19 protein-coding genes are annotated in these 26,994 nt (G+C 71.5%); 8 read left to right on the forward strand and 11 right to left on the reverse strand.

All coding sequences use genetic code 11. From position 1 onward, the window contains the following. The first annotated feature begins 129 nt into the window (after window positions 1–129). Complete coding sequence (locus O0S08_RS40565) at window positions 130–1,584, forward strand: tetratricopeptide repeat protein (RefSeq protein ID WP_269034872.1); 1,455 nt, start codon at window positions 130–132, stop codon at window positions 1,582–1,584. A gap of 57 nt (window positions 1,585–1,641) precedes the next feature. Then, on the forward strand, window positions 1,642–4,332 hold the full coding sequence (locus O0S08_RS40570; protein WP_269034873.1) for a DNA methyltransferase: 2,691 nt from the start codon (window positions 1,642–1,644) through the stop codon (window positions 4,330–4,332). Between the two features lies 1 nt (window position 4,333). On the opposite strand, the gene O0S08_RS40575 is transcribed toward O0S08_RS40570, so the two are convergent. From O0S08_RS40575 to O0S08_RS40595, 5 genes are all read right to left on the reverse strand, one after another. Continuing rightward, window positions 4,334–5,029 (reverse strand): porin family protein, encoded by a 696-nt coding sequence (locus O0S08_RS40575; protein WP_269034874.1) that lies wholly within the window; start codon window positions 5,027–5,029, stop codon window positions 4,334–4,336. 84 nt (window positions 5,030–5,113) lie between these two features. Continuing rightward, on the reverse strand, window positions 5,114–5,875 hold the full coding sequence (locus tag O0S08_RS40580) for an NRDE family protein (RefSeq protein ID WP_269034875.1): 762 nt from the start codon (window positions 5,873–5,875) through the stop codon (window positions 5,114–5,116). After that, a complete protein-coding gene (locus tag O0S08_RS40585) occupies window positions 5,875–8,958 on the reverse strand; it encodes an efflux RND transporter permease subunit (RefSeq protein WP_269034876.1) in 3,084 nt (1,027 codons plus the stop codon). Before O0S08_RS40585 ends, O0S08_RS40580 begins: the two co-directional genes overlap by 1 nt. Then, complete coding sequence (locus O0S08_RS40590) at window positions 8,955–10,190, reverse strand: efflux RND transporter periplasmic adaptor subunit (protein WP_269034877.1); 1,236 nt, start codon at window positions 10,188–10,190, stop codon at window positions 8,955–8,957. Before O0S08_RS40590 ends, O0S08_RS40585 begins: the two co-directional genes overlap by 4 nt. A gap of 106 nt (window positions 10,191–10,296) precedes the next feature. Next, complete coding sequence (locus tag O0S08_RS40595; RefSeq protein ID WP_269034878.1) at window positions 10,297–10,866, reverse strand: hypothetical protein; 570 nt, start codon at window positions 10,864–10,866, stop codon at window positions 10,297–10,299. A 401-nt stretch (window positions 10,867–11,267) separates the two neighbouring features. Between O0S08_RS40595 and O0S08_RS40600 the strand changes: the two genes are divergently transcribed. The 3 genes from O0S08_RS40600 (at window position 11,268) to O0S08_RS40610 (ending at window position 15,115) form a co-directional block, all read left to right on the forward strand. Continuing rightward, a complete protein-coding gene (locus tag O0S08_RS40600; protein WP_269034879.1) occupies window positions 11,268–12,992 on the forward strand; it encodes a DUF1592 domain-containing protein in 1,725 nt (574 codons plus the stop codon). A 14-nt stretch (window positions 12,993–13,006) separates the two neighbouring features. Then, entirely contained in the window at window positions 13,007–14,374 is a 1,368-nt protein-coding gene (locus O0S08_RS40605; RefSeq protein ID WP_269034880.1) for a DUF1552 domain-containing protein, read from the forward strand. A 165-nt stretch (window positions 14,375–14,539) separates the two neighbouring features. Further along, the gene (locus O0S08_RS40610; protein WP_269034881.1) at window positions 14,540–15,115 is read left to right on the forward strand and encodes an alpha/beta hydrolase; all 576 of its coding nucleotides are present in this window, start codon (window positions 14,540–14,542) and stop codon (window positions 15,113–15,115) included. Between the two features lie 60 nt (window positions 15,116–15,175). On the opposite strand, the gene O0S08_RS40615 is transcribed toward O0S08_RS40610, so the two are convergent. Together O0S08_RS40615 and O0S08_RS40620 are read right to left on the reverse strand one after the other, a co-directional pair. Then, the gene (locus O0S08_RS40615; protein ID WP_269034882.1) at window positions 15,176–15,925 is read right to left on the reverse strand and encodes an SDR family NAD(P)-dependent oxidoreductase; all 750 of its coding nucleotides are present in this window, start codon (window positions 15,923–15,925) and stop codon (window positions 15,176–15,178) included. 98 nt (window positions 15,926–16,023) lie between these two features. Beyond that, complete coding sequence (locus O0S08_RS40620) at window positions 16,024–16,938, reverse strand: LysR family transcriptional regulator (RefSeq protein WP_269034883.1); 915 nt, start codon at window positions 16,936–16,938, stop codon at window positions 16,024–16,026. Between the two features lie 187 nt (window positions 16,939–17,125). Here O0S08_RS40620 and O0S08_RS40625 point away from each other — a divergent pair, with 187 nt between their 5' ends. The 3 genes from O0S08_RS40625 to O0S08_RS40635 all read left to right on the forward strand — a co-directional run bounded on the left by O0S08_RS40625 (window position 17,126) and on the right by O0S08_RS40635 (window position 21,785). Continuing rightward, window positions 17,126–18,718, forward strand: coding sequence for a hypothetical protein (locus O0S08_RS40625; RefSeq protein WP_269034884.1), 1,593 nt, complete (start codon window positions 17,126–17,128; stop codon window positions 18,716–18,718). Between the two features lie 1,363 nt (window positions 18,719–20,081). After that, entirely contained in the window at window positions 20,082–20,708 is a 627-nt protein-coding gene (locus O0S08_RS40630) for a hypothetical protein (RefSeq protein ID WP_269034885.1), read from the forward strand. Window positions 20,709–20,921: 213 nt separating this feature from the next. Then, window positions 20,922–21,785: a hypothetical protein gene (locus tag O0S08_RS40635; protein WP_269034886.1), complete on the forward strand. Its 864-nt coding sequence runs from the start codon at window positions 20,922–20,924 to the stop codon at window positions 21,783–21,785. A gap of 42 nt (window positions 21,786–21,827) precedes the next feature. On the opposite strand, the gene O0S08_RS40640 is transcribed toward O0S08_RS40635, so the two are convergent. From O0S08_RS40640 to O0S08_RS40655, 4 genes are all read right to left on the reverse strand, one after another. Further along, window positions 21,828–22,523, reverse strand: coding sequence for an acetoacetate decarboxylase family protein (locus tag O0S08_RS40640; RefSeq protein WP_269034887.1), 696 nt, complete (start codon window positions 22,521–22,523; stop codon window positions 21,828–21,830). A 237-nt stretch (window positions 22,524–22,760) separates the two neighbouring features. Further along, the gene (locus O0S08_RS40645) at window positions 22,761–23,780 is read right to left on the reverse strand and encodes an FAD binding domain-containing protein (RefSeq protein WP_269034888.1); all 1,020 of its coding nucleotides are present in this window, start codon (window positions 23,778–23,780) and stop codon (window positions 22,761–22,763) included. Continuing rightward, the gene (locus O0S08_RS40650; protein ID WP_269034889.1) at window positions 23,780–26,236 is read right to left on the reverse strand and encodes a xanthine dehydrogenase family protein molybdopterin-binding subunit; all 2,457 of its coding nucleotides are present in this window, start codon (window positions 26,234–26,236) and stop codon (window positions 23,780–23,782) included. Before O0S08_RS40650 ends, O0S08_RS40645 begins: the two co-directional genes overlap by 1 nt. After that, window positions 26,226–26,741: a (2Fe-2S)-binding protein gene (locus O0S08_RS40655; protein WP_269034890.1), complete on the reverse strand. Its 516-nt coding sequence runs from the start codon at window positions 26,739–26,741 to the stop codon at window positions 26,226–26,228. Before O0S08_RS40655 ends, O0S08_RS40650 begins: the two co-directional genes overlap by 11 nt. Window positions 26,742–26,994 lie beyond the last annotated feature (253 nt).

The raw sequence follows: 26,994 nt of genomic DNA on the forward strand, positions 1-26,994 counted from the left end.
GCTTCCGACCCCCACGAGCACGTCGCCGCGCGACGCGATGCTACGCGTCCCGATGAACGTCGTACACCGGCAGCCGTGCACCGGCGAGCCCCGGGCGATCTCGAGTAGACTCGCCCGAGGAGCTCGACGATGGGATTTTTTGCGCGTCTCTTCGGCAAGCGCGGCGCCGGCACCGACGATCCCGAGCAGCTTCGCCGCCAGCTGTTCGACGCCGCCGCGCGCGGCGACTTGTCGCGGCTCGGCAAGCTCTGCGGAGAGCACCGGCAGACCGTCGCGGCGCAATTCCCTGCCTGGCAGAAGGTCCCCGAGCACCTGCGGTCCGACCCCGGCGCCCTGCAATCGCACGTCCAGTCGCTCGTCGCGATCGCCCAGGTGTTCGCCCAGCAGCTGGACGACCCCTCGCTGTTCCAGCGGCTGATGGGCACCCCGGGCGACAACCCGCTGATGCGCTGGCAAGACGCGCTCGCCCGGGCCCAGGGGATGATCGAGGCGCTCGACTTCGCCGCGGCGCGCGGCCTCCTGATGCACCTGCTGCCCGACGTCGAGCGCCTCCAGGGCAGCGGCGCCGACGAGCTGCTGCCCATCACTCTCGGGCGGATCGGCGAGTGTCACTTCGAGCTCGGCGAGGCCGAGCAGGCGCTGCCGTACATGCAGCAGGCGCTCGCGCGGTGCGAGCAGACCGGCGACGAGGACGGCGTGGCGATCTACCTCGGCAACCTGTTCGAGGCCCACCGCTGGCTCGAGCAGCGCGAGCCGGCCGCTGCCTGCGCGCGGCGACTGGCCGAGCAGACCAGCGATCCCGAGGCGAAGCGACGGCGCCTGCGCCGCGCCGAGCTGGTCGCCGCCGGCGAGCCGCGCAACCGCGTCCTGGCGGTCGTCGACGGCACCCCGCACGAGCTCGACGAGCTGCCCGCGCTCGCCGAGCACGTCCGCTTCGTGTTCGAGCGCGATCGGATCACCTTGCGCCGCGCCACCGCGGCCACCGAGGAGGGCGAGGCCCACGGCGGCGAGGGCGAATACGCCGAGGCCCTCGCCTGCTTCGAGCGGGCCGCCGCCGCCGATCGCCACGATCCCCACTGTCGCTACCAGGCCGCCTTCACCCTGCTGCACCTGCGGCGCTACGCCGAGGCCGAGGCCGCCTACGCCGACGTCGAACGATTGGCCCCCGGGTGGTTCCACTGCCGCGCCGATCTCTGGCTGGCCGGCCGGCTCGCGGCCGGCGAGCTCGATCACGCCGTCTTCCTCGCCGCCCATGCCCTGCAGGACGGGCCGATGCCGCCCGACGAGAAGCTCGACCTGGCCGAAAAGACATTGATGACGGCGCCCCGGCTCTCGCTGCTGCACCTGCACCGCGGCCGGCAGCTCGCGCGGCTCGGACGCGCGACCGAAGCGGCCGCGGCCTTCCGCGACGGCCTCGCCGGCGACGGCGAGCCCGACGTGCGCAGCCGCCTGTGCGTCGAGCTGGCGGCGCACTGCGACGATCCGCAGGAGCGCGCCGCTCTGGTTCGCGAGGCGCAGCAGCCCGGCGGCAACCTGGTCGCCGCCGCCACCGCCCTGCTGATCGCGCGGGCCTCCGCGAACTAGCGCGGCCGTCCGAGCTCTGGACACCCGGGGGGTCGCGTGCTCCCATGTGCGCCCCGCATGTCCGAGGGTCCGCCGATCGAGCAGCGACTCGCCGACTTCGCGGCCCACGCCGGCGAGCTGGCGGGCGACCGGGCAGGCGACGCCGAAGCCTTCTGTGAGCGCCTCTTCCGCGCGTTCGGCTGGGACGACCTGCGCCACGCCGGAGCATCCTTCGCCCCCCGAAACACCGCGGCGCCGGCCCGGCTCGGGTGGCGCAGCAGCTTCCTGCTCGAGCTGTGGCCCCGCGGCACCCGCCTCGATCGACGCCGGCATCAGGCCTTCGAGCACTGGCAGTATCACACCCATCACCCGCAGTTCGTCGCCCTCTGCAACTTCGACGAGCTGGTCCTCCACGACTTCGCCGCGCAATTCACCGAGCCGCTCGACACCCTCGCCGTCGCCGCGTTGCCGCGCGACCACGCGGCCCTGACGTTCCTGCTCCGGGAGCCTCGCGCGCCGCGGTTCCGCAACGACCGCGTCGCCCTCACCCGCGAGGCCGCCGATCACCTCGCCACCGTGTTCAACCTGCTCGTCGTCCGCGGCGTCGATCGCGACGTCGCGCAGCGCTTCACCTTGCGCTGCGTCGCCGAGCAGCTCGCCGCCGGCCTCGACCTCGCGCACGCCGACGGCATCGGCCTGTCCGCCCCACCCGGGCCGCTCGAGCTCACCGCCGAGGAGCGAGGCTACCTCGCCAGGGCCGCCGAGGCCGACTGGTCGCGGGTCCAGCTCCCCGTGTTCGGCGCCCTGTTTCAGAGCGGCATGGACCGCGAGCGCCGGCACGCCCTGGGCGCCCACTTCACCAGCGAGGCCGACATCCAGCGGATCGTCCTGCCGACCCTGGTCCGCCCGTGGCGCGAGCGCATCGAGGCCGCCGCCACGCGCGAGCAGTCGCTCGCCCTGCACGCCGAGCTGGCGCAGGTGCGCGTCCTCGACCCCGCGTGCGGCAGCGGCAACTTCCTCTACGTCGCCTACCGCGAGCTCCTCCGCCTCGAGCTCGAGCTCCTCCTGCAGATCGATGCGGCGTCCGAGTCAGGTCCTCTCATCCGCCCGCGCGTCTCGGTCCGCAACTTCTTCGGCCTCGACAAGGATCCGTTCGCGGTCGAGCTCGCCAGGCTCACCTTGCTCTTGGGTCAGGTCACCGCGCGCCACGACCTCGGGGTCTCACCCGACCCGCTCGCCGTCCGACGTGACGACCTGCGCGACAACCTCCGCGTCGCCGACGCCCTCTTCACCGACTGGCCGGCCGCCGACGTGATCCTCGGCAACCCGCCGTTTCAGGCCAAGAACAAGATGCAGCGCGAGTTCGGCCCGGAGTACCTCCGCCGGCTCCGCGACGCCTACCCCGACGTCTCCGGCCGCGCCGATTACTGCGTCTACTGGTTCCGCAGGGCCCACGACCACCTGCCGCCCGACGGCCGCGCCGGCCTCGTCGGCACCAACACCATCCGCCAGAACGAATCGCGCGACAGCGGCCTCGGCCCCATCGCCCGCTCCGGCACCATCACCGAGGCAGTCGCCGCCGAGGTCTGGTCCGGCGACGCCGCCGTCAACGTCTCGATCGTCAATTGGATCAAGCGACCCGACCTCCCGGGCAAAAAATTCCTCGCGTGGCAGACCGGCGACGCCGCGCACAGCCCCTGGCACACCGTCGTCGTCGATCGGATCGGCCCCTCGCTCAGCCCCGACACCGACGTCAGCGCCGCGAGGCCCCTCCGCAGCAACCTCGCCGCCGCGCGCTGCTATCAGGGCCAGACCACCGGCCACGAGGGCTTCCTCCTGCCCTCCGCCGAGGCCAGCGCCCTGCGTGCCCACGCCAGTCACGACGCCGCGGTGCTGTTCCCCTACCTCGGCGGCGACGACCTCCTCGGCCGCAAGGACGGCGCGCCCAGCCGCTGCGTCATCGACTTCGGCGAGCGCGACCTGTCCGCCGCCGAGGCCTTCGCCGGCCCCTTCGCCCGCGTCGCCGACACCGTCCTCCCCGACCGCCGCCGCGCCGCCGCCGAGGAGCAGCGGCGCAACGCCGATCTCCAGCGCACCCGCCCCGGCGCCCGCATCAACCGCCACCACGCCGGCTTCCTCGACCGCTGGTGGCGCCTGTCGTGGCGACGCGGCGAGATGCTGGAAGCCCTCGCGCCTCTGCACCGCTTCATCGCCTGCGTGCGCGTCACCCGGCGGCCGATCTTCGAGTTCGTGAGCGCGCAGATCCGTCCGAGCGACGCCCTGGTGGTGTTCGCCCTCGACGACGACTACTCGTTCGGCGTCCTCCAGTCCGCGGCGCACTGGCAGTGGTTCACCGCCCGCTGCTCGACCCTCAAGCGCGACTTTCGCTACACCTCGAGCACCGTGTGGGACGCGTTCCCGTGGCCGCAGGCCCCGAGCGTCGCGCAGGTCCACCAGGTCGCCGCGGCCGCCCGCGACCTGCGAGCGCTCCGCAGCGCCGCCCTGCTCGAGCACGACTGCTCGCGCCGCGAGCTCTACCGCCGCCTCGACGGCCCGCTGCGCGACGCCCACGAGCGGCTCGATCGGGCCGTCGACGCCGCCTACGGCCTGCGCGGCGACCCGCTGCGCTTCCTATTCGACCTCAACCTCGAGCTCACCGAGCGCGAGCGCAGCGGCGAAGCGATCGTCGGCCCCGGCCTGGCCGCGCTGGCGCCGGACGACGAGCTCCGCGCGACCTGCACCTCGACCGACTGTATCGCCCCGGCCTGACTTAGCCCCTGGACCACATCTTGGTGCCCTTGCGGCCCCACACGAACGACACGCCGAACGTGAACTCGCCGTGGTGGGCGTAGCTCAGCTCGCCGCCGGCCGCCTTCGCGTACGACGGCGTCATGATGTCGCGGCCGTCGATGCGGATGGCCACCCACTTGCTGACGTAGATCTTCAGGCCGCCGCCGACGTGGAGCGCCCCGTCGACCTTCTTGCCGACCAGCTCGTCCTTCGACGAGCCGCCGAACATACCGCCGCCGGCGACGATGAACGGGGTGATCCGGGTCGGCAGCTGCAGGATTACGTGGCCACGCAGGCCGAACAGCACCGCGCGCTTGCCCTCCTCGACGTCGACCTTGGTCGGCGACACGTTGCCCTCGATCTCGACGCCGACGAAGCGGACCGGCAGGTACGCGAGGCGGAGGCCGATGTCGAAGCCGGTCTTGAACGAGCGCGGCGGGGCCGGCGGCTCGACCCCGTAGAGGCCGTGGTCCTTGGCCGGGAACAGCGCCCCCATCAGCCAGCCGACCTCGATCATGTGCAGCTCCTTGCGCCACGGCGCCACCGGCTTCTCGGGCTTGGCCTCGGCCTCCGCGGCCGGCTCGTCGTCGGCGGCGCGGGCGAGCGACGGCGGAAGCAACGCGAGGGCGGAGGCCAGGACGGGGGCCAGGGCGAGGAGGGTCGACGGTCGCATCATGCGGGCTCCAGGCGGACCATGATGTACCGCGAAGCTGGGCAAAAGACGAGCCCCCACGCGCTCGTGGCGACGCCCTGCGCCCTTTTATGCGCCTTCGCGCCGGAACTTGACCTCGGCGCTCGCCGGCTGAGGCCCCGGCACCGTCGCCTGCTCGCGGCACAGCGTCCAGCCGTCGCTGGCGACCAGCATCGCCGTCGACACGCGCGTGCCGTAGCCCGGCATGGCGATGCACAGCGGCGACAGGGCCCGCTCGAGCTCGAGCCCGACGCCCGTGTCCGGCAACTCGGCGTCGGTCGCCGGCGTCGCGTCGGCCAGCATCGCCATGATCGCCTCCGGCTCGATCTCCGCGCCCGTCAGCAGCCGCGACAGCCCCGACTTGCCGCGCACCACCTTCGGCCACGGCGTGTCGAGGGCGGCGTTGCTGATCCCGTACACCCCCGGACCCAGGCGCTGGCGATCACCTGTCTTGTTGTTCATGTACCAAACGCCACCCGGATCGCCGCACACCAGGTTGAAGCCGGCGTAGCGCTCGCCCGCGATCGCCGCCACGTACTCGCCCGGCCCGGCCGCGCCGCGCAGGTAGTCCGCCACCAGCTCGCCGCGCGAGCGGACGTCGAGGCGGATGTCCGAAGGGTCACGTACGTTCGTCAGCGCCGCCCAGCGACCGCCGCGGGTCACCCCGAACCACGTCCCGCCGGCCTGCAGGTCGCGGCCGGCGAACAGCGCCGGCGTCTCGCGCCACCACCCGGCCGGCGCGGTCTTGCGGGCGTAGAACTCGTCGCGGTTGGCCGCCAGCACCAGCGAGTAGCGCGGGTGCACCCCGAGCGCGAACAGCAGCGTGCACATCAGGCCTCGTCCTTCTGCCCGCGGACCCGGCGGCCGAGCCGGCCCAGCGCGTTGCCGGCGTCGTCGAACAGCGAGTAGGCGACCGGCACGATGAGCAGGGTGATCAGCAGCGACAGCGCCTGCCCGCCGATGATGACCTTGGCCATCGACGCCCGCGACGCCGCCCCGGGGCCCTTGCCGAGCGCGATCGGGATCATGCCGGCGATCAGCGTGATCGTCGTCATCAAGATCGGCCGCAGGCGGGTCTTGTTGGCCTCGACGATCGCCGCGTCGCGGGCCTCGCCGCGCTCGCGCAGGGTGTTGGTGTAGTCGACCTGCAGGATGCCGTTCTTCTTGATGATCCCGAACAGCATGAACACGCCGAACGTCGAGTAGATGTTGAGCGTGTCGCCGAGCAGCATCAGCGACACCAGCGCGAACGGCAGCGACAGCGGCAGCGACAGCATGATCGTCACCGGGTGCAGCAGGCTCTCGAACTGCGCCGCCAGGACCATGTACATGAACAAGAACGACAGCGCGAGCGCGCTGAGGAAGTTCGTGATCGTCTCGCTCATGGTCTTCGCCCGCCCGGTGAAGACCACCTCGTACTCCGGCGGCAGCTTCAGCTCGTCGATCATCGCCTGCACGCGCGCGACCGCGTCGCCGAGCGGCAGGCCGTCGAGGTTCGCCCCGAGCTCGACCTGGCGGATCCGTCCCAGCCGATCGATCTGCGCCGGCCCGCGCTCGCGCTCGAAGTCGGCCAGCGCCTCGAGGCGAATCAGCCCGCTGCGGGCCTGGATCGGGAGGCCGCGCAGCGAGTCGACGTCGCGCCGGTCCTCCGGCCGGAGGCGCAGCCACAGGTCGTACTGCTCGGCGCCCTCGCGGATCTTCGAGATCGGCTCGCCGCCGACCATCGTCCGCAGCGCCGCCGCGATCTCGCCGGCGCGCACCCCGAGGTCGGCGGCGCGGTCGCGGTCGATCTTGACCCGCACCTCCGGCTTGCGCACCGCCGCCGACGAGTCGATGTCGACGAAGCCCGGGTCCTCGGCCATCTTCGCCATCAGGGTCGCGGTGTACTCGCCGAGCTGCTCGAGGTCGGGGCCGCGCAGCGAGAACGCGAGCTGGGTCCGGCGCCCGCCGCCGCCCATGCCGCCGAGGTCCTGCACGCTCGGGCGCAGGTCCGGGTACGGCCGCAGCGCCGCGCGGGCCTGCTTCTGCACCGCCTCGAGCGGATAGTCGCGGTGCTCGATGTCCGTCACCTGCACGTAGATCTGGACCTCGGTGACGTCGTCGCCGCCGCGGGCCGCGCCGATGCTGGTAAACAGCCGCTCGACCCCGCGGAGCTCGCGGAGGTGGCCCTCGATGCGCGCCGCCATCGCCGAGCTCGCCTCGAGGCTCGACCCCTCCGGCATGGTGAGCACCACCATGAACTCGCTGGTGTCGTCCTTGGGGATGAAGTCCTTGCCGATCCGCTGGCCGAGCGGCACCACCGTCGCCACGGTCGCCAGCGACAGCGCGACCACCAGCCAGCGCCAGTTGAGCGACCAGCGGACCAGCCACGCGTAGCCGCGGTCGAGCCCGTCGTTGAGGCGCGCGACCAGGCCCGGCTTGTCCCGATCCCTGTGCTTCGGCCGCTTCAGCAGGCGCGAGCACAGCATCGGCGTCAGCGTCAGCGACACGAACAGCGACACCCCGATCGAGAACGCCGTGGTGATGCCGAACGAGCGCCAGAACCGGCCGATGCGGCCCTCCATGAACGCCGTCGGCAGGAAGATGACGATCAGCGACAGGGTGGTGGCGAACACCGCCAGGGTGATCTCGCGCGTCCCGTCGATCGCGGCCTGCATCGGCGGCTCGCCGTGCTCGACCCGGCGGTACACGTTCTCGAGCACCACGATCGCGTCGTCGATGACGATGCCGACCGCCAGCGTCAGCGCCAGCAGGGTGAAGTTGTTGAGCGTGTAGTCGAGCGCGTTGAGGACCGCGAAGGTGGTGACGATCGAGCACGGGATCGCCAGCGCCGCGATCAGCGTCGAGCGCAGCGAGCCCATGAACAGCAGCACCGACACGCTGGCCAGCAGGGCGCCGAGGACCAGGTGGAGCTCGACCTCGTGGATCGACCTGCGGATGAAGCGCGAGGCGTCGCGGATCGGCGTGACCTCGATGTCGCCGGGCAGGCTGCGCTTCAGCGTCTCGATGCGCTTCAGGATCGTGTCGACGACCTCGACCGTGTTGGTGCCGGCCTGCTTCTGCACCACCAGCGCGACCGCGTTCTCGCCGTCAAGCCGCGACAGCGAGCGCGGGTCCTCGGTGCCGTCCTCGACCTCGGCGATCTGCCCGAGCACCACCGGCGCGCCCTGGCGCTCGGCCACCACCAGCCGCCGCAGCTCGCGCGCGTCCTGCACGCGGGCCATCGTCCGCAGCACCTCTTCGCGCCCTGAGCTCTCGAGCCGCCCGCCCGGCAGCTCGAGGTTCTGCTGCTCGATCGCCTGCCGCACCTGCTGGATCGACAGCCCCTGGGCCGCCAGCGCGTCGGCGTCGAGCAGCACGTTGAAGGCCCGCCGCTGCCCGCCGGTCAGCTGGATCTGCCCGACCCCGGCGACCCCCTGCAGCGGCTCCAGCACCTGCTTGCGCGCCATCTCGGTGACCTCGCGCAGGTCGCGGCGGTCCGACGACACCACCAGAGTGATCACCGGCACCGCCGTCGTGTCGAAGCGGGTGACCACCGGCGGGTCTGTCCCTTCGGGCAGGTTCTTGATCGCCGCCGCGACCTTGTCGCGCACGTCCTGGGTCGCCTGGTCGCGGTCGCGGTCGAGCAGGAAGTTGATCGTGACCACCGACACGCCCTCGAGCGACGTCGAGCGCAGCTCGTCGATGCCCTCGGCGGTGCTGACCGCGTCCTCGACGATCTTCGAGACCTGGGTCTCGATCTCCTCCGGACTGGCCCCGCGCAGCGTGGTCGTCACCGTGACCACCGGGATCTCGACGTCCGGGAACTGGTCGACCCCGAGCGTGCGGAACGACAGCACGCCGAAGGTCATGCACGCGAAGATCAACATCAGGGTGAAGACCGGCCGGCGGACGCAGATCTCCGACAGCGTCACGGCGCCTTCCCCTTCTCGCCTGCCCCTTCGGGCATGTCCTTTCCTGCAGGCGCCGGCAGCGCCGCCGCGGCCTTCGTCTCCGCGCCTTTCTCGCCTGCCCCCGCGGACATGTCCTTCGCGCCCTGTCCCTCGTCACCTGTCCCCGCGGGCATGTCCTTCACCGCGGAGGGCGCCACCGGCGTGCCCGGGGCGATCAGCGCCGCCCCGCGGACGATCACCTGCGAGCCGGGCTCGAGGCCGAGGACGATCGCGTCGCCGCCCTCTTCGGCGATCAGGTCGACGTCGTGGGCGAGCGCCACCCCGTCCTCGACGCGCATCACCCGGTCGCGGCCGAGCACGTGGAACACGGCGGCCCGCGGCACCCGGACGCTGCCGGCCTCGTGGCCGAGCGACAGGGTGGCGACGGTGAACATGCCCGGGCGGAGCACGCTGCCGGCCGGCGAGAACACGGCCTCGACGGTGAACGTGCGCGTGGTCGGCGAGACCACCGGCGACACCCGCGTGACCGCGGCCCGGGCCGCGCCGGCGCCCTCGGCGATCTTCGCCCCCGCCTCGCCGGGCTCGCCGACCAGCGAGTCCTTGAGGGTGATCGTCGCCGGCGTGCCGACCTGGACCAGCGCCGCGTAGCGCTCGGGCACCTCGACGGTGAGGCGCAGCTGGTCGTCGGCCACCAGGTCGAACAGCGGCGAGCCCGGCTTCACGTAGGTCCCCGGGGCCACGTGGCGGGCCGCGATCGCCCCCGCGAACGGCGCCCGCACCGTCGTGTCGCCGAGCTGGCGCGACGCCTGCGAGCGCTGCGCCTTGGCCCCCGCCAGCCGCGTCCGCGCCCGCTCGAGCTCCTCCTGCGTCGCCACCCCGCCGAGGCTCTCGAGCCGCTTCACGTCGCTCTCCGCCTGCGCCAGCGAGGCCTCGATCTCCGACACCCGCGCGCGGTAGTCGATCGGCCGGATCGCCGCCAGCTCCTGCTCGCGCGTCACCCGGTCGCCGAGGTCGACCTTCACCTCCGTGATCGGCCCCTCGACCCGCGCCGCCACCTGCACCTTCTCGAGCGCCGCCAGAGTGCCCGAGAGCGTCAGAATACGCGGATGCGGCGCGGCCCGAGCCTCCGCCACCTCGACCGCCCGCGGCTGCGGCCCCGCGGCCGCCTTGCCCGTGTCCACCGGCGCGCTCGTACACGCTGCCCCCAGCAGCAAGGCTGCCAGCAGGACGACGCGCGCGGGTGCGAGCGGCACGGCCGACACACTGTCCCGCGGCGCCGCCGCGGTCAAGCCGGGACCGCCCCTGTGACTGCACGTACCGCCCCGGCCGCTGCGCGCTCGCGTCTCGCGCGCGGCCGCATCAGTCGAAGTACCCGGGGAACAAGAAGTGCCGCAGCTCCGGCGCCTCGGGCGCGAACTCCGGCCGCGGCCACTCCGGATCGGCGGGAGCGTGGGTGAGCTCCCAGCTCAGCACCGCCAGCCCCGCCCCCTCGCCGAGGCGCACGACCAGTTCGGCGAGCGCCCTCCTCGTCTCACGACCCGCGAACCACCGCTCGTCGAACAGATCGAAGACGTCGTGCTCCCACTCGTCGTCCTCGACCCGGAACGAATGCCACGTGCACTCCGCGACCGGCATCACCGCGCAGCTGCGGATCTCGAGGTACTCGGCCGGACCGCGGGCCTCGACCTCGTCGTAGTCGAGCTCCGAGGGGTGGTCGGGGAGATCGGCGGCGAGGGCGATGAAGATCCGGAAGTAAGCGTTCGGCCCTTCCATCCCGAACAGCGTGGTGCACAGCCCGGTCTGCTCGCGCAGCGACGTGGCCCACCGCTCCGTCGCCGCGCGCAGCCCGTCCAGCCGCGGATGCGCTCCGGACGGCCCGCGAAACCACAGGTTCTTCGCCATCTGGGCGCGGAGCTCGGAGAGGTTCATGCCGCTGCTCATGAGCCTACCGCGTCGCCCCTCTCGCACTTCGCTTCTCGACACGTGAGTGCAGATGGCGGCGACGAGCCGCACCCCGCCTTCGCGAACACGGGGCGAGCCCCACCTCGCTACGTCCTCGACTGCCGCGCTCGGGTCGTGGCCCGCGTCGTCCACAGCGCGCCCCCGATCTCCGCCCCGCGCTCCCCACCATCCTCGAGCACGCACGAGCGCCGATCGATCGCGTGACCCCGCCGCAGTGGGGCGCGCCTCGCACCGACGGGGTCCCTGGCCATCGGGACATCCGGCCCCTCGCCGCGTCACTGCCTCGTGCATGCGCGCGTTCGCGTGGCCTTGACACCCTCTTCGTCGCCGCCGCAAACATGGAGGATGCAGGGGACGCGGAGGTGAGGATGCAGCGGCGATCGATCAGCGCATCATTGTGGCTTTGCACGGTCGCCAGCGGCTGCTACAGCGGCGCCGCGAGCACCGGCGACGGGCCCGACCCTGGCGCCACCGAAGGCGCCGGCACCGTCGGCACCACCGACGCGGCCACCACCGCGAGCGAGCCGACCACCGGTGACGCCCCGCCGGCCGACGAGTGCCAGACGATCGACCTCTCGCCCACCCCGCTGCGCCGCCTCACCCGCGCCCAGTACGACTACACGATCCAGGACCTGCTCGGCGTCGCCGACGTCCCCTCGGCCGCGCTCGCCGGCCTCGACGCCAAGGTCGGCACCTTCGACAGCAACGTCGTCGTCCCGCTCGACACCATCGGCGTCAGCTCGCTGGCCGACATCGCCGAGCAGGTCGCGGGCATCGCCGACCTCGCCGGCCTGGTCCCGTGCGACGTGCAGAACCTCGCGCCCGACGCCCCCGAGCTGACGACCTGCGTCCGCGAATTCGTGCGCGACTTCGGGGCCCGGGCGCTGCGCAAGCCGCTGACGACCGAGGAGATCGATCGCTACGTCGGGGTCTACGACGTCACCCGCGCGCTCGCGGGCGAGACCCCGGCGACGGCAGTGCGGCAGGTGATCGCCACCATGCTGCAGTCGCCGTACTTCCTCTACCAGGTCGAACTCGGCGCCGCCGCGCCCGACTCGCGCGGCTGGACCCCGCTCGGCGACCACGAGCTGGCCGCGCGCCTGTCCTACTTCCTGTGGAACAGCATGCCCGACGACGCCCTGCGCGCCGCCGCCGACGCCGGCCTGCTCGAGGACGACGCGCAATTACTCGCGCAGCTCGAGCGCATGCTCGCCGACGACAGGGCGCGACGCGGCCTCGGGGCCTTCGCGGTCCAGTGGCTCGAGCTCGACCACCTCGACTGGGTCGAGAAGGCCCCGCACCCGCTGGTGCCGGAGTTCGGCGACGACCTGCGCGAGGCGATGAAGCGCGAGGCCGCCGACTTCATGGCGATGGTGGTCCGCGACGACGACGCCCGCCTCTCGACCTTGCTGACCGCCCCCTACTCCCCGGTCCCCGACGAGCTGCTCGGCCTCTACGGCCTGGCCCAGCCGGCCGAGCCCGGCGGCTACGTCCAGCTCGACCCGGCCCGCCGCGCCGGCCTGCTCACGCAAGTCGGCTGGCTAGCGACCCACGCCAACCCCGGCCAGTCCTCGCCGGTGCTGCGCGGCGTCGTCGTGCTCGAGAGCCTGCTCTGCACCTTCTTGCCGGCCCCGCCGAACAACATCTTCCCGCCGCCGCCCGACCCCGACGCCACCACCCGCGAGCGCTTCGAAAAACACTCGAGCGAGCCGAGCTGCGCCGGCTGTCACCTCTACATCGACGGCATCGGCTTCGGCTTCGAGGGCTACGACGCGTTCGGCGTCGTGCGCGAGCAGGAGAACGGCCTGCCCGTCGACGAGAGCGGCGTCCTGCGCGGCTACGGCATCACCGACAAGCCGTTCGAGGGCCCCGTCGAGCTGGCGCAGCTGCTCGCCGACGACCCCGTCGTGCGCGACTGCGTCGCCTTCCAGTGGACCACCTACGCGCTCGGACGGATCCTCGCCACCGCCGACACCTGCCAGGTCGCCGACCTCCAGGACCGCTTCGCCGCGCACGACGGCGACATGCGGGCCCTGCTCGGCGACATCGTCACCAGCCCCGCCTTCCGCACCCTGGTGTTCGCCGCCCAGTGAAGGAGCCCGCCGCCATGACCGCAACGAACCATCGCAAGAGCGGCCGCTGGGGCCGTCGCAAGCTGCTGCAGGCGCTCGGGCTCGGGGCCGCGTGCGCCCCCTTCGTCCCGCTGCTCGACGCCCGCGGCGAGACCGACCCCGCCCCGCGCCGGCTGATCCTCGTCTACACGCCGCACGGCACCCTCCACAAGTTCTGGAACCCCGAGGGCAGCGAGACCGACTTCGTCTTGCCCGAGCTGCTGGCCCCGCTCGCGCCCTATCAACAGGACAACCTGATCGTCCTCAAGGGCATGCGCCTCAACGGCCAGGGCGGCGCCGGCCCGCACACGCGCGGCATGCCGCTCCTCTTCACCGGCTCCGAGCAGCTGCCCGGCGACAAGTACAAGCACGGCGGCGCCCCGCCCGACGACCCGCTCGGCTGGGGCGGCAACGTCAACGCCTCGATCGATCAGGTCATCGCCCAGGGCCTCGCCGGCGCCACGCCCCTCAATTCGTTGCACCTCGGCTATCAGGTCGGCGGCGTCCACGTCGCCAACCGCATGTCGTTCACCGCGCCCGACACCCCGACCGAGCTGTACGAGGACCCGCAGCACGCGTGGGACCAGCTGTTCGGCCTGGCGGCGCTCGACAAGGAGGCCTACGAGCGGCTCAAGACCAAGCGGATGAGCTCGATGGACGTCGTGCGCGCCGAGCTCGAGGGCCTGAGGTTCAAGGTCGGCAGCGACGAGCGGCCGAAGATCGAGTCGCACCTGGCGGCGCTCGGCGACATCGAGACCGCGCTGATCAACGGCTATCAGTGCGAGGTCCCGCCGCTCGGCGAGCCGATCGACTTCACGGCCAACGAGTCGAGCGCGGAGGTGCTGTCGCGGCACATCCAGCTGCTCGCCGCCGCGCTGCGCTGCGACCTCACGCGCGTGGCCACCCTGCAGGTCGCGCGCGGCGAGTGGGACGCCAACACGTACCCGTGGATCCCGGCGCCCATGACCGACTTCCACCACGCGCACACCCACAACGCCCCGGAGGGCAGCGAGGCCGAGGCCTACCTGCGGGGCATCCGCCGCTACTACGCCGAGAAGGTCCGCGAGCTGGCCGACGCCCTCGCCGCCGTGCCCGAGGGCGACGGCACCATGCTCGACAACACCATGATCGTGTGGGGCACCGAGGTCGGCCACGGCCAGACCCACCAGTTCACCGAGATGCCGTTCGTCATCCTCGGCGGCAAATCTTTTCTGAATAGCGGCCGCTTCGTCACCCACCAGGACGTCGCCCACCACCGCCTGCTCGTCGGCATCCTCCACGCGATGGGCCAGACCTCGATCGCCAACTACGGCGAGAACGACGTCGACGTCGGCTCCGGCCCGCTCCCGGGTCTGCTGCTGTAGCGACAAAGGACATGTCCTTCAGGGCATGTCTTTTACGCCATTTTAACCCGCCGCGAGGACGCACTGGCGTCGCCGGAGCACGTGGCTGCATCGCCCGCCGAGACGCGCCGGTCGTCGCGCGCCGACCTCGCCCCTCGCGCGCGGCTCCGGCTATCCTTCTCGGCGATGCCTCGCCTCCTCGTCGCCCCGCGCTGGGCCGGCACTCCGCGCTCCGACTACTACCCCTGGCTGGTCGACGCCCTCGCCAGCGCGCCGGGCCGGCCGTTCGACCCGGTCGTGGTCGCAGACCTGCCGAACCCCGGCACGCCGCGCCTCGACACCTGGCCGCCGGCGCTCGGCCGGCTCCTCGGCGACGACCCGGCTGTCCTTCGGGACACCTTCGTCCTCGGCCACAGCGTCGGCTGCCAGGCCCTGCTGCACGCCCTCGCCGCCCTGCCCGCCGGCTGCCGGATCGCCGGCATGCTCGCGGTCGCCGGCTGGTGGCGCGTCGACGAGCCGTGGCCGACGATCCGCCCCTGGCAAGACGACCTCCCCGACCTCGAGCGCGTGCGCGCGGCCGTGCCCCGGCTGACCGTCCTCCTGTCCGACGGCGACCCCTTCACCCGCGACTACCAGACCAACGCCGCCCTGTGGCGCGAACACCTGAGCGCCGCGGTCGAAGTGGTCCCGGGCGCCCGCCACTTCAACGCCGCCGAGGAGCCGGCCGTCCTGGCCGCCCTGCTCCGCCTCGCCGCCGCGTGACGCGTAGGTGTCCGAAGGGGCATGTCTCATTGAACATGCCCCTTCGAACATCTCATTTCGCTACACCTGGGAGATCCCGCCGTCGGCCACCAGGTCGATGCCGGTGCTGAAGCTGCTGTCGTCCGAGGCGAGGAACAGCGCCGCCGCGGCGAGCTCCTCCGGACGGCCGATCCGGGCCAGCGGCGTGACCGCCACGAAGGCCGCCCGCTCCGCGTCGGCCTGCTCCTTGCTCGCGAACTGGCCGTCGATGATCGGCGTCTCGACCGGCCCCGGGCTGAGGTTGTTGACGCGGATCTTGCGGCCCTTGAGCTCGGCCGCCAGGGTGCGCGTGAACGACCGCACCGCCGCCTTGGTCGCCGCGTAGACGCCATGCTCCGGCAGACCCAGGAGGTGGACCGCCGACGAGACGAACACGATCGACCCGCCCTGCGTCATCAGCGGCAGCGCCTTCTGCACCGTGAAGAACGCGCCGCGCGCGTTGATGGCGAACGTCCTGTCGAAGTGCTCCGGCGTGACTGCGGCGAGGGTGCGACGCTCGATGACGCCGGCGTTGGCGACGACGATGTGGACCACGCCCTTGTCCGCCGCGACCCTCGCGTACAGGCGATCGAGGTCCGCGAGGTCGGCGACGTCGCCCTGCACCGCGGTGACGTTCCCGCCGATCGCGGCGACCGCCGCGTCGAGCTCGGCGCGCCGGCGCCCGGTGATGAACACGTGCGCGCCCTCGGCGACGAACTTCTTGGCGGTCGCCAGGCCGATGCCGCTGCTGCCGCCGGTGATGACCGCGATCTTGCCGTTCAACTTTCCCATGACCGATCCTTCCGCTCTCTCGAGCTGCGCCGTGACTGGCGCGGTCGGAACATGAGCCCCGCGGCGCGGCGCCAGAACTGCCGGCCGCGGAATACGAGCTATTCCGCGGCGTGCAGCCGCAAGCTCGGGTGGTCGGCGAACAGCTCCGCGAGGAAGTCGACGAACACCTTGACCCTGCGAGGCACGCGGCGGCCGCTCGCTACCACCGCGTGGAGCGGGTGGTAGACCGGCCTGTCGTCGGCGAGCACGCGCACGGCCGCGCCCGACGCGACCTCGGCGGCGAACAGCCAGCCCGCCGCCTGGGCCACGCCGACGCCGGCGAGCACCGCGGCGCGGATGTACTCGGCGTCGTTGGAGAGCACCGGACCGTGCGGCGTGAACGTCACCGTCTGCTCGCCGCGCCGGAACTCCCACGGCCGCGGCTTGCCGTCGAACACGAAGGTCACGCACGCGTGGTGGGCCAGCTCGCCCGGGCTCCTCGGCTCGCCGTGGCGCTCGAGGTACGCGGGCGAGGCCACGGTCACGAGGTCGACGCTGCCGATCCGGCGCGCCGACAGGGTCGAGTCGGCGAGCCGCCCGATCCGGATCGCCACGTCGATCCCGTCCTCCACCAGGTTGACGTGCCGCTCCGAGACGCCGAAGTCGAGCGTGATGCCCGGATAGCGGGCGAAGAACTCGGGCAGGCGAGGCACCACGTACATCCGCCCGAAGCCGGCCGAGATCGCCACGCGCACCACGCCCTCGGGCGCGCTGTGATTGCCGCCCACCCGCGCCTCCGCGGCCTGCAGCTCGCCGAGCAGGCGCACCGTCGATTCGTAGTAGTCGCGCCCGGCCGCGGTGAGGCCGAGGCCGCGCGAGGTCCGGCGCAGCAGCTGGACGCCGAGCCGCTGCTCGAGCGCCGCGATCTGCTTGCTCACCGCGGGCTGACCCACGCCCGCCGTCTTGCCCGCCTTCGAGAAGCTGCCGGTCTCGACGACCCACACGAACAGTTGCATGACGGCGAAGCGGTCCATGAGCCGCGCGAGTCTGCCCCGGCTCGCCCGCGAGCGTCCACCCGCGCGCGGGCCGGTCGTGCGCCTCGCCCCCGGATCGCCCATCAAACCGCACCGACGGCACAATCTGTCTGTTTAGCCATGTCTTTCAAGACACATCGACTCCCCGACCTTGACGGCCGACCGCCGCCCGCGGGATACCCGGCCCATGGCTTCCCCCCGCCTCCTGCCCCTGCTCCTCGTCGTCGCGGCCGCCTGCGGCGACGACGGCACCGCCAGCTCCTCCGTCTCCGACTCGAACTCGGGCGACACCACGACCGCCACCACGAGCACCAGCGGCGCGACCGGCAGCGACACCGTGGTGCCGACCACCGGCGAGGCCGGCTCGAACAGCGACTCCGAGAGCGAGACCGGCGTGCCGACCACCGGCGCCACCATGTCGACGGCGGTGAGCGCCTCCGAGTCGGGCGCGACCGAGACCGGCGTCGCGACCGTCACTGACGGCACCGCGACCACGGACACCACCGGCACCTCCGACGCCACCGGCACCTCCGACTCCAGCACCACCGACACGACGAGCAGCAGCACCACCACCGGTTGCGTCGACGCCTGCGAGGACGGCGACGTGCAGTGCGTCGGCGACGGGGCCGTGCACACCTGCGGCGTCGGCCGCAGCGGCTGCCTCGAGTGGTCCGAGCCCGAGCCGTGCGACGCCGACGAATCGTGCCAGGACGGCGAGTGCGTGGTCGGCTGCGTCGACGCCTGCGACGCCGGCACCAGCCAGTGCACCGGCGGGGGCGTCAGCGAGTGCGTCGACGACCCGATGTCGGGTTGCACCGTGTGGACCGACGCGGCCGCCTGCGGGCCCAATCAGGTCTGCCAGCAGGGCGAGTGCCTCACCCCGCCGCCGGCGTGCCTCGACGACTGCGTCTTCACCAAGCAGAGCGTCCCCGGCGACGTCGACTTCTACAGCGTGTGGGGCAGCGACGCCAAGGCAGTGTGGGTCGTCGGCGCCAGCGGCACCGCGCTCTACCACAACGGCGTCAACTGGAAGTCGATCGACAGCGGCGTCGGCAAGCGGCTCGAGTGCGTCCACGGCAGCGCCGCCGACGACGTGTACGCGATCGCCAGCGACGGCGCGATCATCCGCTGGGACGGCCTCGAGTGGCTGCCGTACGCCGACCTCAACCCGATCTGGGAGTCCTCCGCCTGCCTCTCGGTGCTCGGCCAGGAGGACCTGCTCGCGCTCGTCTACGACGAAAACGGCGAGAAGCAGGTGCTGTACCGCGTCACCGGCGGCGTCAAGACCCAGCTCGCCGTCTACACCCCGCAGGCAGTGTTCACCCCCGACGGCAGCAAGGCCCGCACGATCTCCTTGCGCGCCTTCTCGGCCGACGACGCCTTCATCACCGCCGACCGGGCCCTGCGCTGGAACGGCACCAACATCGTCAACATGGCCGCGCCCAACCCCTCGTTCGGGCTGTGGGCCCTCACCCCGCAGTTCGCCTACGCCGCCGCCAGCCACAGCGGGATCGGTCACCGCTGGGACGGCCAGTCGTGGAAGATCGTCAACCCCGGCCTCAACGGCTACCTGCACATGTTCGCCGGCACTGCCACCAATCGCGTGTTCGGCGTCGGCGAGTCGCTCGTCGGCGTCGCCTCGATCGTCGCCTTCGACGGCATCGGCTGGGGCCCCGTCGCCACCCCCGCCGACGCCAAGGCGCTGTTCGCCGCCTGGGCCGCGCCGTCCGGCGAGGTCTTCGCGGTCGGCAAGGCCGGCACCGTGCTGATCGGCAAATGATCGGTGCGGTGATTTCTCAAGAAAGAAGAGTCGAGAATGCAATCGGCGCGCGAGTCCTGTGATTCGCGCGCTGTCTTGCGCCGGGAGTCGCGGCAGCGTGCCCGCTCTCGCCAGAAATAATTGCCATGGGACCATTCGGCCCATGTCAGCAAGACGGCCGGAGCTGGCGCACGAATCGCTGGCAGCCGAACGGCTTGAGACGGGAGTTGGTCCGGGGAATCATGCGAGCTGGAGCAACCGGCAAGGGGTCCGTGGACCGCAGGTGGCGCGATTTTAGGAGTCGGCCCACACTGCGCGAAATTATGTCTGAGCGCGCCGTCGAACTTCCGAGGAAACCCTGGACCCAGCCTGGCTTTCTTCGCCGGTCACGCATCTCCAAGGATCGGCGGGGGATCCCTGCGCTGTCTCCTATCTTGGTCCCCTCTGTTGCTCCCGTGGTCCCGATGGCTCCTCCGCTGCCTGTGGCTCCTGGTCCTGAGCCCCCCTTGGTGCCCGCGCGCCCGCTCCCCGCGGCTCCCGCGCCCGCATCGCCTGCAGCACCCGCGCTCGCGCCCCCTGCACCCCCCGAGCCCGCACTTCCTGCGCCTGTGCGCCCCGCCACTCCGCACAAGCCGAGCGATTCAGCGCGGCCTCGATTTGCGGTCGCTGCGCCGGCGACCCGCAGGACTCTTCCGCTTATCAATCAGGACACCAACGCCCGGAGCGTCGGCTCGAACGCCTCTCTCAGGGCCCTCGAACGCCTCGACGAGCCGTCGATCGTAGGCGCCGCGCCCGGCACGGCGGTGTCGCACTCTTCTCTCGGCGCATTCGAGTATGCGAAGGTATTGCCCTCTCATCCTATCCCCGCAATCAGAGGACTCTTCTTGCCGGACGACGCCCCCAAAGGCGCGGTCTGCACCCACGCCCGCTACAAATTAGACGCTACAGACACCGACGAACTCGAAACATTGCATTCCTCCCCGAGCGGCTCGACGTGCAGCCTTTCAAGCCGGCCCCGCCGCGATGGTGCTCACTCGATTCATCGCAGAGGAGACGACCTCCTGGGCCTGCACCGCGGTCTCGTCCGCCGAACCGGCAGAGGGCAGCGTCATGATTCGCCTCCCGAGGATCGGATACGCCCCCGATGCAACTCTGGTCTTGCATTAGAGACCGTCGCCTCGCAAGGGCTCCTGGGGCCTGACAATTTGGCCTGCCGATTCACATACGAGTTACATTTACCACGCGCCCCACATCGTGGGCAGCTCGCGCAGCCGCATGCTGGAGAGAGAGACTCACGGCCACGGAGGCCCTCCCACCTTCTACGCGAAGAATCCGGCACACGCTTCACACATGTCGCTGCCATGCTGCACAATACGTGGGCGCCATGAGGAATGTCGATCTGGTGCAGAGCGTCCATGATCGCATCGTCCAGGCGCGGGTCAGCGCCCGGCTGTTCGGGAGCAAGCTCCGCGAGGCGAAGATGCTCCTTGGGATCGATCGTTCGCTGACTTCCTTCACGACCGGCAGCGTCATCACCACTGCGGCTCTCCAGGGGTCACAGACCTGGGCCATCGTCACGGCCGTCTCCTTTGGCCTTGGACAGGTTGTGCGTGGATTTAGAGTCGCGAGCTCGCACGATCAGTACGAGAAACTGCGCCGTTCATGGGTGCGGCTCGAGGCTGAACTCATGGCCATCCAGGGCGACCTGGAGGTGATGACTGATGAGGAACTCGACGACAAGGTCTACTCCGGCCTTGTAGCGCAGTTTCGCATGTCCGAGCAGAAGATCATGCTCTTGCAAGAAATGGAACCCCCGCTCAGCCACAGAGATGAGGTAAAGGTCAAGGCAATTCAATCGCAGGTCGAGAGCGAACTCGACGACAAGCGAGAGCCGCCAGGTCCACCTTCGGACGATGACGTCGGGGTCGACGCGCCCCGCGGCCATCTCCGGTCGACCGTCGACGCCACCAGAGAACTGGCCAGATTCGTGCCACGCCCCGACAAATATTGAGGCCGGCGAGAGATCGCCTGCCTTCGGCGTCCGTGAGGTGTCCACAATGATCGGGGATGGCTCCGGCAGGCCTTTCCCGCGAGGACGAGGCCAAGGTCTGGAGCTCCAGACGGATCGGCGCTGTTCTTCGCGTGCGGGGGCACCGACCGTTGCCTCACATCTGCAGCGCGACAGCGCCTGAATCTGGGCCACCGAGCGCGCGTTCTCCCCCGAATGATCGCCCGCACGCTCCTCGCGGCCGCAGCGTTGTTCTTGCTCGTCACCCCTCGGCCCGCGTCGGCGTGCAGCAAGCCCTACATGACCCAGTTCGAGCTGTTCGAACAGGCCGCGCGCGTGGCCGAGGTCCGCGTCGAGGAGACTCCCGGGCGGCATCAGGCGGGGATGGCCCGGCTCCACGTGCTGCGGACGCTCAAGGGCTCGCCGCGCGCGACGCTGCAGGGGGAGGAGACCAACACCAGCTGTCACGTCGGCTATCGCACCGGTCGGCGCGCCGTCGTGTTCCTCGGCCCGCGCGGCGAGACGATCGCCTATCACGAGGGCCGCGCCGGCGACCCGCAGGCCCTCGCGCTGCGGGCCTTCGCCGCCGCCAAGGATCCCGACGCCCGCGTGCGCGCCCTCGTCGATGCCATCGCCGGGGGGCCCGAAGCGGTGAAGGACGAGGCCGCGTGGTACCTGGCCAACCGGCCGGAGCTGCTCGCGCGCATCGACCTGCCCGCGCGCGAGCGCCTGCTCGCCGCCGCCGAGCCGCGCGATCAGCCGCTGCTGGTGGTCCTCGCGCGGCTCGAGCTCGACTTCCCTCCCCCCCCGCCGAACCACTACCGCAACGACTACGCCGAGCTGGCGGCCCTCCTGCGGCCGCGCGACGAGCTCGACGACCTCGGCGTCGAGGGCCTCGCCGAGCAGGTCGAGCGCGGCCGCGAGGGCTACGATCCGCAGCGGATCCGCGCGATGGACCGCTGCGAGCGGCAGACCGGCCGCATGCTGTATCCGCTGCTGCGCTACGGCCACGGCCTGCCCGGCCAATTCTGGGCCCAGCTCGCCGCGGCCTGCCGCACGGGCGAGCCCGCGAAACATTAATCTATCCTCAAGGACATGCCCTTCGGAGCATGTCCCGAAGCGCTAGCCGTCGGCCGGCCCCATATCCTCGACGCCGCCGGGGTAGACGAACGAGTCGCGCGGCGAGTAGAAGCTGGCCGCCGGCAAGATCTTCAGCGGCGACGCCGGGCGCAGCGCGTAGACCGGGTGACTCGGGTCGAGGAACTCGATCGACTGCACCTCGAACTCGTCGACGAGCTCTGCGATGTACGGGTAGTTGCCGCCGACCAGGCGGTCGCCGACGCGGGTCACGTACTTGAGGTGCCCCGCCACGGTCACGCCGATCTTCTTGCTCACCTTGACCCGGGTGCGGATGAGCGGCTTGCCGTCGACCGTGGCCGTGGCCGTCAACGTGTGCGCGTGCAGGTCGAGCTCGGTGCTGCCCGGGCTGGCCGGCACCCCGCTCTCGGCCGCGTAGGCGCGCACGATCGGCGACGAATTGAAGTAATGCGTGAAGAACCGGGCCGGCGTCGCGCCGTCGGGCGCGAACGAGTCGAGGTCGAGTCCGAGGTAGGTCAACGAGTAAGCGCCGAAGCCGGTGGTCTGCTCGGCCGAGTCGACGACGTACTGGTTCATGTAGACCGCGCCGTTTGGCGCCGGACGCAGCGCGGGCGGCAAGAAGTTGCGGCACGCGGCCGGATCTGCGGGGATCCAGCTCGTATAGAGCATCCGGCTGTTGATGACGAGCTGGGGCGCGGCGAGCTGCGGGATTTGAGTCATGATGTCTCTTTCTCTGGTTTTTAAAAGACAGCGAACGTCGCCAGCTTAGGCAGTCCGCGTCACGATGAAAAGCGCCGGCCGCGCGCGCGACCCCGCCCGCCGATTCGGCCGCGCGCGCCTGCACGACCGCCGGTCAGGGAAATCCATCGCAGCCTCGAGGGCTCGCGGCCACGCCCCGCGATTTTCGCCCGCCGAGGAGGACAGACTGTGATGATTGCGGCCGGGGCCGCAATCGCGTCACTCGGCGGACGCCGCCAGCGCTTCGATGGCGCGGCGCGTGTACACGCGGATCATGTCGCGCCGGTACGCCGCCTCGTAGGGCACGTTCTCGAGCGGCTTGCACTGCGCGTACGCGGCGTCGGACACCATCCGCGCCACGGCGGGGTCGCCGAACTTCTTGCCGACGACGTCGTCGAGCTTGCTCAGGGTGCGCGGCTTGGAGCCGAGCACGCCGACGACCACCTTGACCGCGGCGACGGTCGCCTCGTCCTCGCCGAGGTCGAAGCGCAGCGCCACGCTGACCAGCGGGAAGTCGATGCTCTTGCGCACCGACCATTTAATATAGTGCGAGCGCCGAGGGCCCTTCGGCAGCGGCACGCGCAGCTCCGTGGTCACCTCGCCGGGCTTGGCGTTGGTGTGCGCCAGGCCGTCGGCTTTATAAAATTCCTCGATCGGCAGCTCGCGCACGCCCTCCGGGCCGGCCTGCACGATCGTCGCGTCGAGCGAGATCAGCACCGGCACGTTGTCGGAGCTCATCGCCGCCACGCAGTTGCGGCCGCCGGGGACCACGTGGCACACGTTGCCCTCCGACTTGAGGCAGCCGCCCCCGAGCGCCTCGCGCCAGAAGTGGGTCTGGTTGACGTAGCGGCAGCGGGTGTCGAGGTTGACGTTGCCGCCGATGGTCCCCATGTTGCGGATCGGCGGGCTCGCGACCGCACCTGCGCTTTGGGACAGGCTGGGGAAGCGCCGCTGGACCTCGGGGTGCTCGCTGAGCTGCGAAAGAGTCACCCCGGCGCCGATCCGCAGCACCCCCGCGGCCTCGTCGAGCGCCACCCCGCGCAGGGCTGTCACTCGGGACAGGCTCACCAGGACAGGCGGCAGCTCCGCGGGATGTTGCGGCGTCCCGAGGTGGTGCTTCAGATTTGGAAGGATGTCGGTGCCGCCGGCGATGACGCGCGCGCCGGGCCGCTGCAGGGCGGTCACGACGTCGGCGACGCTCTCGGGGGCGACGACCTCGAATTGCGGCAGGCGCAGCATCAGGCGCTCCTCCGGGACTCACGGTCCGCGGGTTTGTGCGGGGCGAGCTGCCCGGCCCGCTCCCGCTCCTCGCGCTGGCGCAGGGCCGCGAGCACGGTCTGCGGCGAGAACGGCAGGCGGTCGAGGCGGATGCCCACCGCGTCGTAGATGGCGTTGGCGATCGCCGGGATGCTCGAGTGGAGCGGCCCCTCGCCGGCCTCTTTGGCGCCGTAGGGCCCGTTCGCGTCGGGCGCCTCGACGATCATCGCCTCGAGGTCGGGCGTGTCGAGGAAGGTCGGCATGCGGTAGTCGAGGAAGCTCGGGCCGACGTGCACGCCGCGGTGGGCCGGGTCGACCGCGTGGCGCTCCATCAACGCCTCGCCGAAGCCCATGTAGGTCGAGCCTTCGATCTGGCCCTCGACGATCTTGCGCGACAGCGCCTTGCCGCAGTCGTGGGCGATCCAGATCGTCTTGACCTCGACCAGGCCGGTCTCGGCGTCGACCTCGACCTCGGCCACGTGCGCCGTGAACGAGTACGCCGGCGAGGCGCCGATCGTGCCGCCGCGGTACTCGCCGTGGCGGTCCTTCGGCGTGTTGTAGCTGCCGGTCTCGCCGAGCAGGCCGTGGTCGGCCTCGGCCCACTGGAACGCCTGCGCGCTGTCGACGTGGCGCGCCGGGTCCTCGCGGTCGATCGCCATCCGCCCCGCGAGCGTGACCCGCTTGCGCGACACGCCCCAGCGCTTGGCCACGCTCTCGCACACCTTGCGCCGCAGCCGCTGCGCCGCGTCGAGGCAGGCGTTGCCGACCATCAGGGTGATGCGCGACGAGTAGGCGCCGAGGTCGACCGGGCACAGGTCGGTGTCGGCCGACAGCACGCGGATGTCCTCGAGCGGGATGCCGAGCTCCTCCGAGACGATCACCGCCAGCATCGTGTTGCTGCCCTGGCCGATGTCGTTGGCGCCGCTGAACACGCGCGCGCGGCCGCTGCGGTCGAGGCAGATCTGGACCGCCGCCTGCGGCATCTCGTTGGGATAGATCGGGTAGTTGGTGCCGCTGATGTAGGTCGAGCCGGCGATGCCGATCCCGCGCCCGTACGGCAGCTCGCGCCGCTTGGCGACCCACCCCGACGAGCGCTCGACCTTCTCGAGGCACTCGAGGAAGCCCGACGAGCCGACCTGGAACTCGTTGACGGTCTTCTCGCCGGCCTTGATCGCGTTGCGGCGGCGCAGCTCGATCGGGTCGAGGCCGAGGGCCACCGACGCCTTGTCGAGCTGGATCTCCATGGCGAAGCGCGGCTGCACCGAGCCGTGGCCGCGCTTCGGCCCGCACGCCGGCTTGTTGGTGTAGGCGCGCGTGCTGTCGAACCGGTAGGCCGGGAAGATGTAGGGCGAGCACATCAGCTGGCCCGAGTAGTACGTGGTGACGAGGCCGAAGCTCGAGTACGCGCCGCCGTCGAGGATCGTGCGGGCGTCGACGCCGAGCAGGCCGCCGTCCCTGGTGAAGCCCGTGCGGTGCCTCATCTTCATCGGGTGGCGGCCGCGGTGGGCGTAGAACACCTCCTCGCGGGTGTACAGCAGCTTGACCGGCCGACCTGTCTTCATGGCCAGCTTGGCGACCACGAACTCGAGGTCGAACGGCTCGCTCTTGCCGCCGAACGCCCCGCCGAGCGGCGGCTGGATCACGCGGATCTTGTGCGCCGGCAGCTCGAGCACCTTGGCCAGCTCGCGGTGGAGGTAGTGCGAGACCTGGGTCGCCGACCACACCGTCAGCACCCCGCCGCCGTCGACGTGGGCCAGCGCGCAGTGGGGCTCGATCGCGCCGTGGGTGGTGCCCTCGAAGAAGTACTCGCCCTCGATCACCAGGTCGGCGCGGGCCAGCTCGGCCTCGATGTCGCCGAACTCGAGCAGCACGTGCTTCGACACGTTGCCCTTGCGCGAGTACGGGTTGATCGTGCCCTCGCGGTCGCGGACCTTGAGCGCCTCCTCGGGGTCGAAGTACGGCTTCAGGACGTCGTACTCGACCTTGATCGCGCGCAGGGCCGCGTTGGCGGTGTCCTCGTCGACGGCCGCGAGCGCGGCCAGGCCGTCGCCGACGTGGCACACCTTGTCGACCGCGAGCGCGTTCTCGTCGGGCGTCCACGGGATGATGCCGTAGGGGATCTTGAAGTCCTGGCCGGTGACGACCGCGAACACCCCGGGCATGGCCAGCGCGGCCGAGCTGTCGATCGACTTGATGCGCGCGTGGGCGTGCGGGCTGCGCAAGATCTTGGCGTGCAGCATGCCCGGCAGCTTGAGGTCGTCGGTGTAGCGGGTGACGCCCCGCATGCGCTCCATCGCGTCGACCTTGCGGTGGCTCTTGCCGAGCTGCCACGCCACGCGGTCGCGCTCGGCCTGCTCGCTCGCCTCGTCGCCGACCGCGGCGCTCGCCTCGCCGATGCCGTCGCCCGTCGCCTCGCGCTCTGCGTCGTCACTCGCCACGGCCAGCCTCCTGGGTGTTCGCCCCGGCCATCACGCGGCTGGCGTCGACCACCGCGTCGATGATCTTGGTGTAACCGGTGCAGCGGCACAGGTTGCCCGCGAGCGCCTCGCACACCTCCGCGCGCGAGACCTCGCGGCCGCGCTTGCGCAGCAGCGCCTCGGCGCTGAGCAGGATGCCCGGCGTGCAGAAGCCGCACTGCGCCGCGGTGTGGCGGTCGAACGCGTCCTGCAGCGGGTGGACCCCGCCGGCCAGGAGCCCCAGCCCCTCGACCGTGGTCACCGCGCGGCCCTCGGCGTGGATCGCCAGGGTCAGGCACGCGAGCTGCGGCACGCCGTCGATCTGCACCGTGCAGGCCCCGCAGTCGCCCTTGTCGCAGCCCTGCTTGCTGCCGATCAGGTCGAGGCGGTAGCGCAGCACCTCCAGGAGCGTCCAGTGCGGCGGCGCGGCCACCTGCACCGGTTCGCCGTTGACGGTCATCGACAGCATGATCGCCGCGGGCGACATGCGTCGACTTTTGCCCGAGCCCCTGGGGCCGCGCAAGCGCGCCTCCGGCCCCAGACCGTGCGTAAGCTCGCCGCAGCGGCCCGCTGAGGCCGGCCTGCGTGAGCTTCGAGTGCGCGACGCGCCGCACGCTCCGGCGTCGCGGCCTCGCAGGGGCCACCGGACCGGCCGCGGCGGGCGCCCGCGCATCCGCAGGCCTTCGCGTGTTATGCTCGCGCGTCCATGACGGCTGCGCAGGCTCGCCGATCTCGCCGGC

Origin of the sequence: Nannocystis punicea (assembly GCF_026965555.1) — a bacterium.
Lineage (GTDB): Bacteria > Myxococcota_A > Polyangia > Nannocystales > Nannocystaceae > Nannocystis > Nannocystis punicea.

Bases quoted from the DNA above. Each gene is read 5' to 3' on its own strand.
- O0S08_RS40655 (WP_269034890.1), bottom strand. From the start codon at position 26,741: ATGTCGCCCGCGGCGATCATGCTGTCGATGACCGTCAACGGCGAACCG.
- O0S08_RS40575 (WP_269034874.1), bottom strand. From the start codon at position 5,029: ATGATGCGACCGTCGACCCTCCTCGCCCTGGCCCCCGTCCTGGCCTCC.
- O0S08_RS40615 (WP_269034882.1), bottom strand. From the start codon at position 15,925: ATGGGAAAGTTGAACGGCAAGATCGCGGTCATCACCGGCGGCAGCAGC.
- O0S08_RS40580 (WP_269034875.1), bottom strand. From the start codon at position 5,875: ATGTGCACGCTGCTGTTCGCGCTCGGGGTGCACCCGCGCTACTCGCTG.
- O0S08_RS40625 (WP_269034884.1), top strand. From the start codon at position 17,126: ATGGCTTCCCCCCGCCTCCTGCCCCTGCTCCTCGTCGTCGCGGCCGCC.
- O0S08_RS40570 (WP_269034873.1), top strand. From the start codon at position 1,642: ATGTCCGAGGGTCCGCCGATCGAGCAGCGACTCGCCGACTTCGCGGCC.
- O0S08_RS40600 (WP_269034879.1), top strand. From the start codon at position 11,268: ATGCAGCGGCGATCGATCAGCGCATCATTGTGGCTTTGCACGGTCGCC.
- O0S08_RS40595 (WP_269034878.1), bottom strand. From the start codon at position 10,866: ATGAACCTCTCCGAGCTCCGCGCCCAGATGGCGAAGAACCTGTGGTTT.
- O0S08_RS40645 (WP_269034888.1), bottom strand. From the start codon at position 23,780: ATGCTGCGCCTGCCGCAATTCGAGGTCGTCGCCCCCGAGAGCGTCGCC.
- O0S08_RS40610 (WP_269034881.1), top strand. From the start codon at position 14,540: ATGCCTCGCCTCCTCGTCGCCCCGCGCTGGGCCGGCACTCCGCGCTCC.
- O0S08_RS40630 (WP_269034885.1), top strand. From the start codon at position 20,082: ATGAGGAATGTCGATCTGGTGCAGAGCGTCCATGATCGCATCGTCCAG.
- O0S08_RS40565 (WP_269034872.1), top strand. From the start codon at position 130: ATGGGATTTTTTGCGCGTCTCTTCGGCAAGCGCGGCGCCGGCACCGAC.
- O0S08_RS40620 (WP_269034883.1), bottom strand. From the start codon at position 16,938: ATGGACCGCTTCGCCGTCATGCAACTGTTCGTGTGGGTCGTCGAGACC.
- O0S08_RS40640 (WP_269034887.1), bottom strand. From the start codon at position 22,523: ATGACTCAAATCCCGCAGCTCGCCGCGCCCCAGCTCGTCATCAACAGC.
- O0S08_RS40605 (WP_269034880.1), top strand. From the start codon at position 13,007: ATGACCGCAACGAACCATCGCAAGAGCGGCCGCTGGGGCCGTCGCAAG.
- O0S08_RS40635 (WP_269034886.1), top strand. From the start codon at position 20,922: ATGATCGCCCGCACGCTCCTCGCGGCCGCAGCGTTGTTCTTGCTCGTC.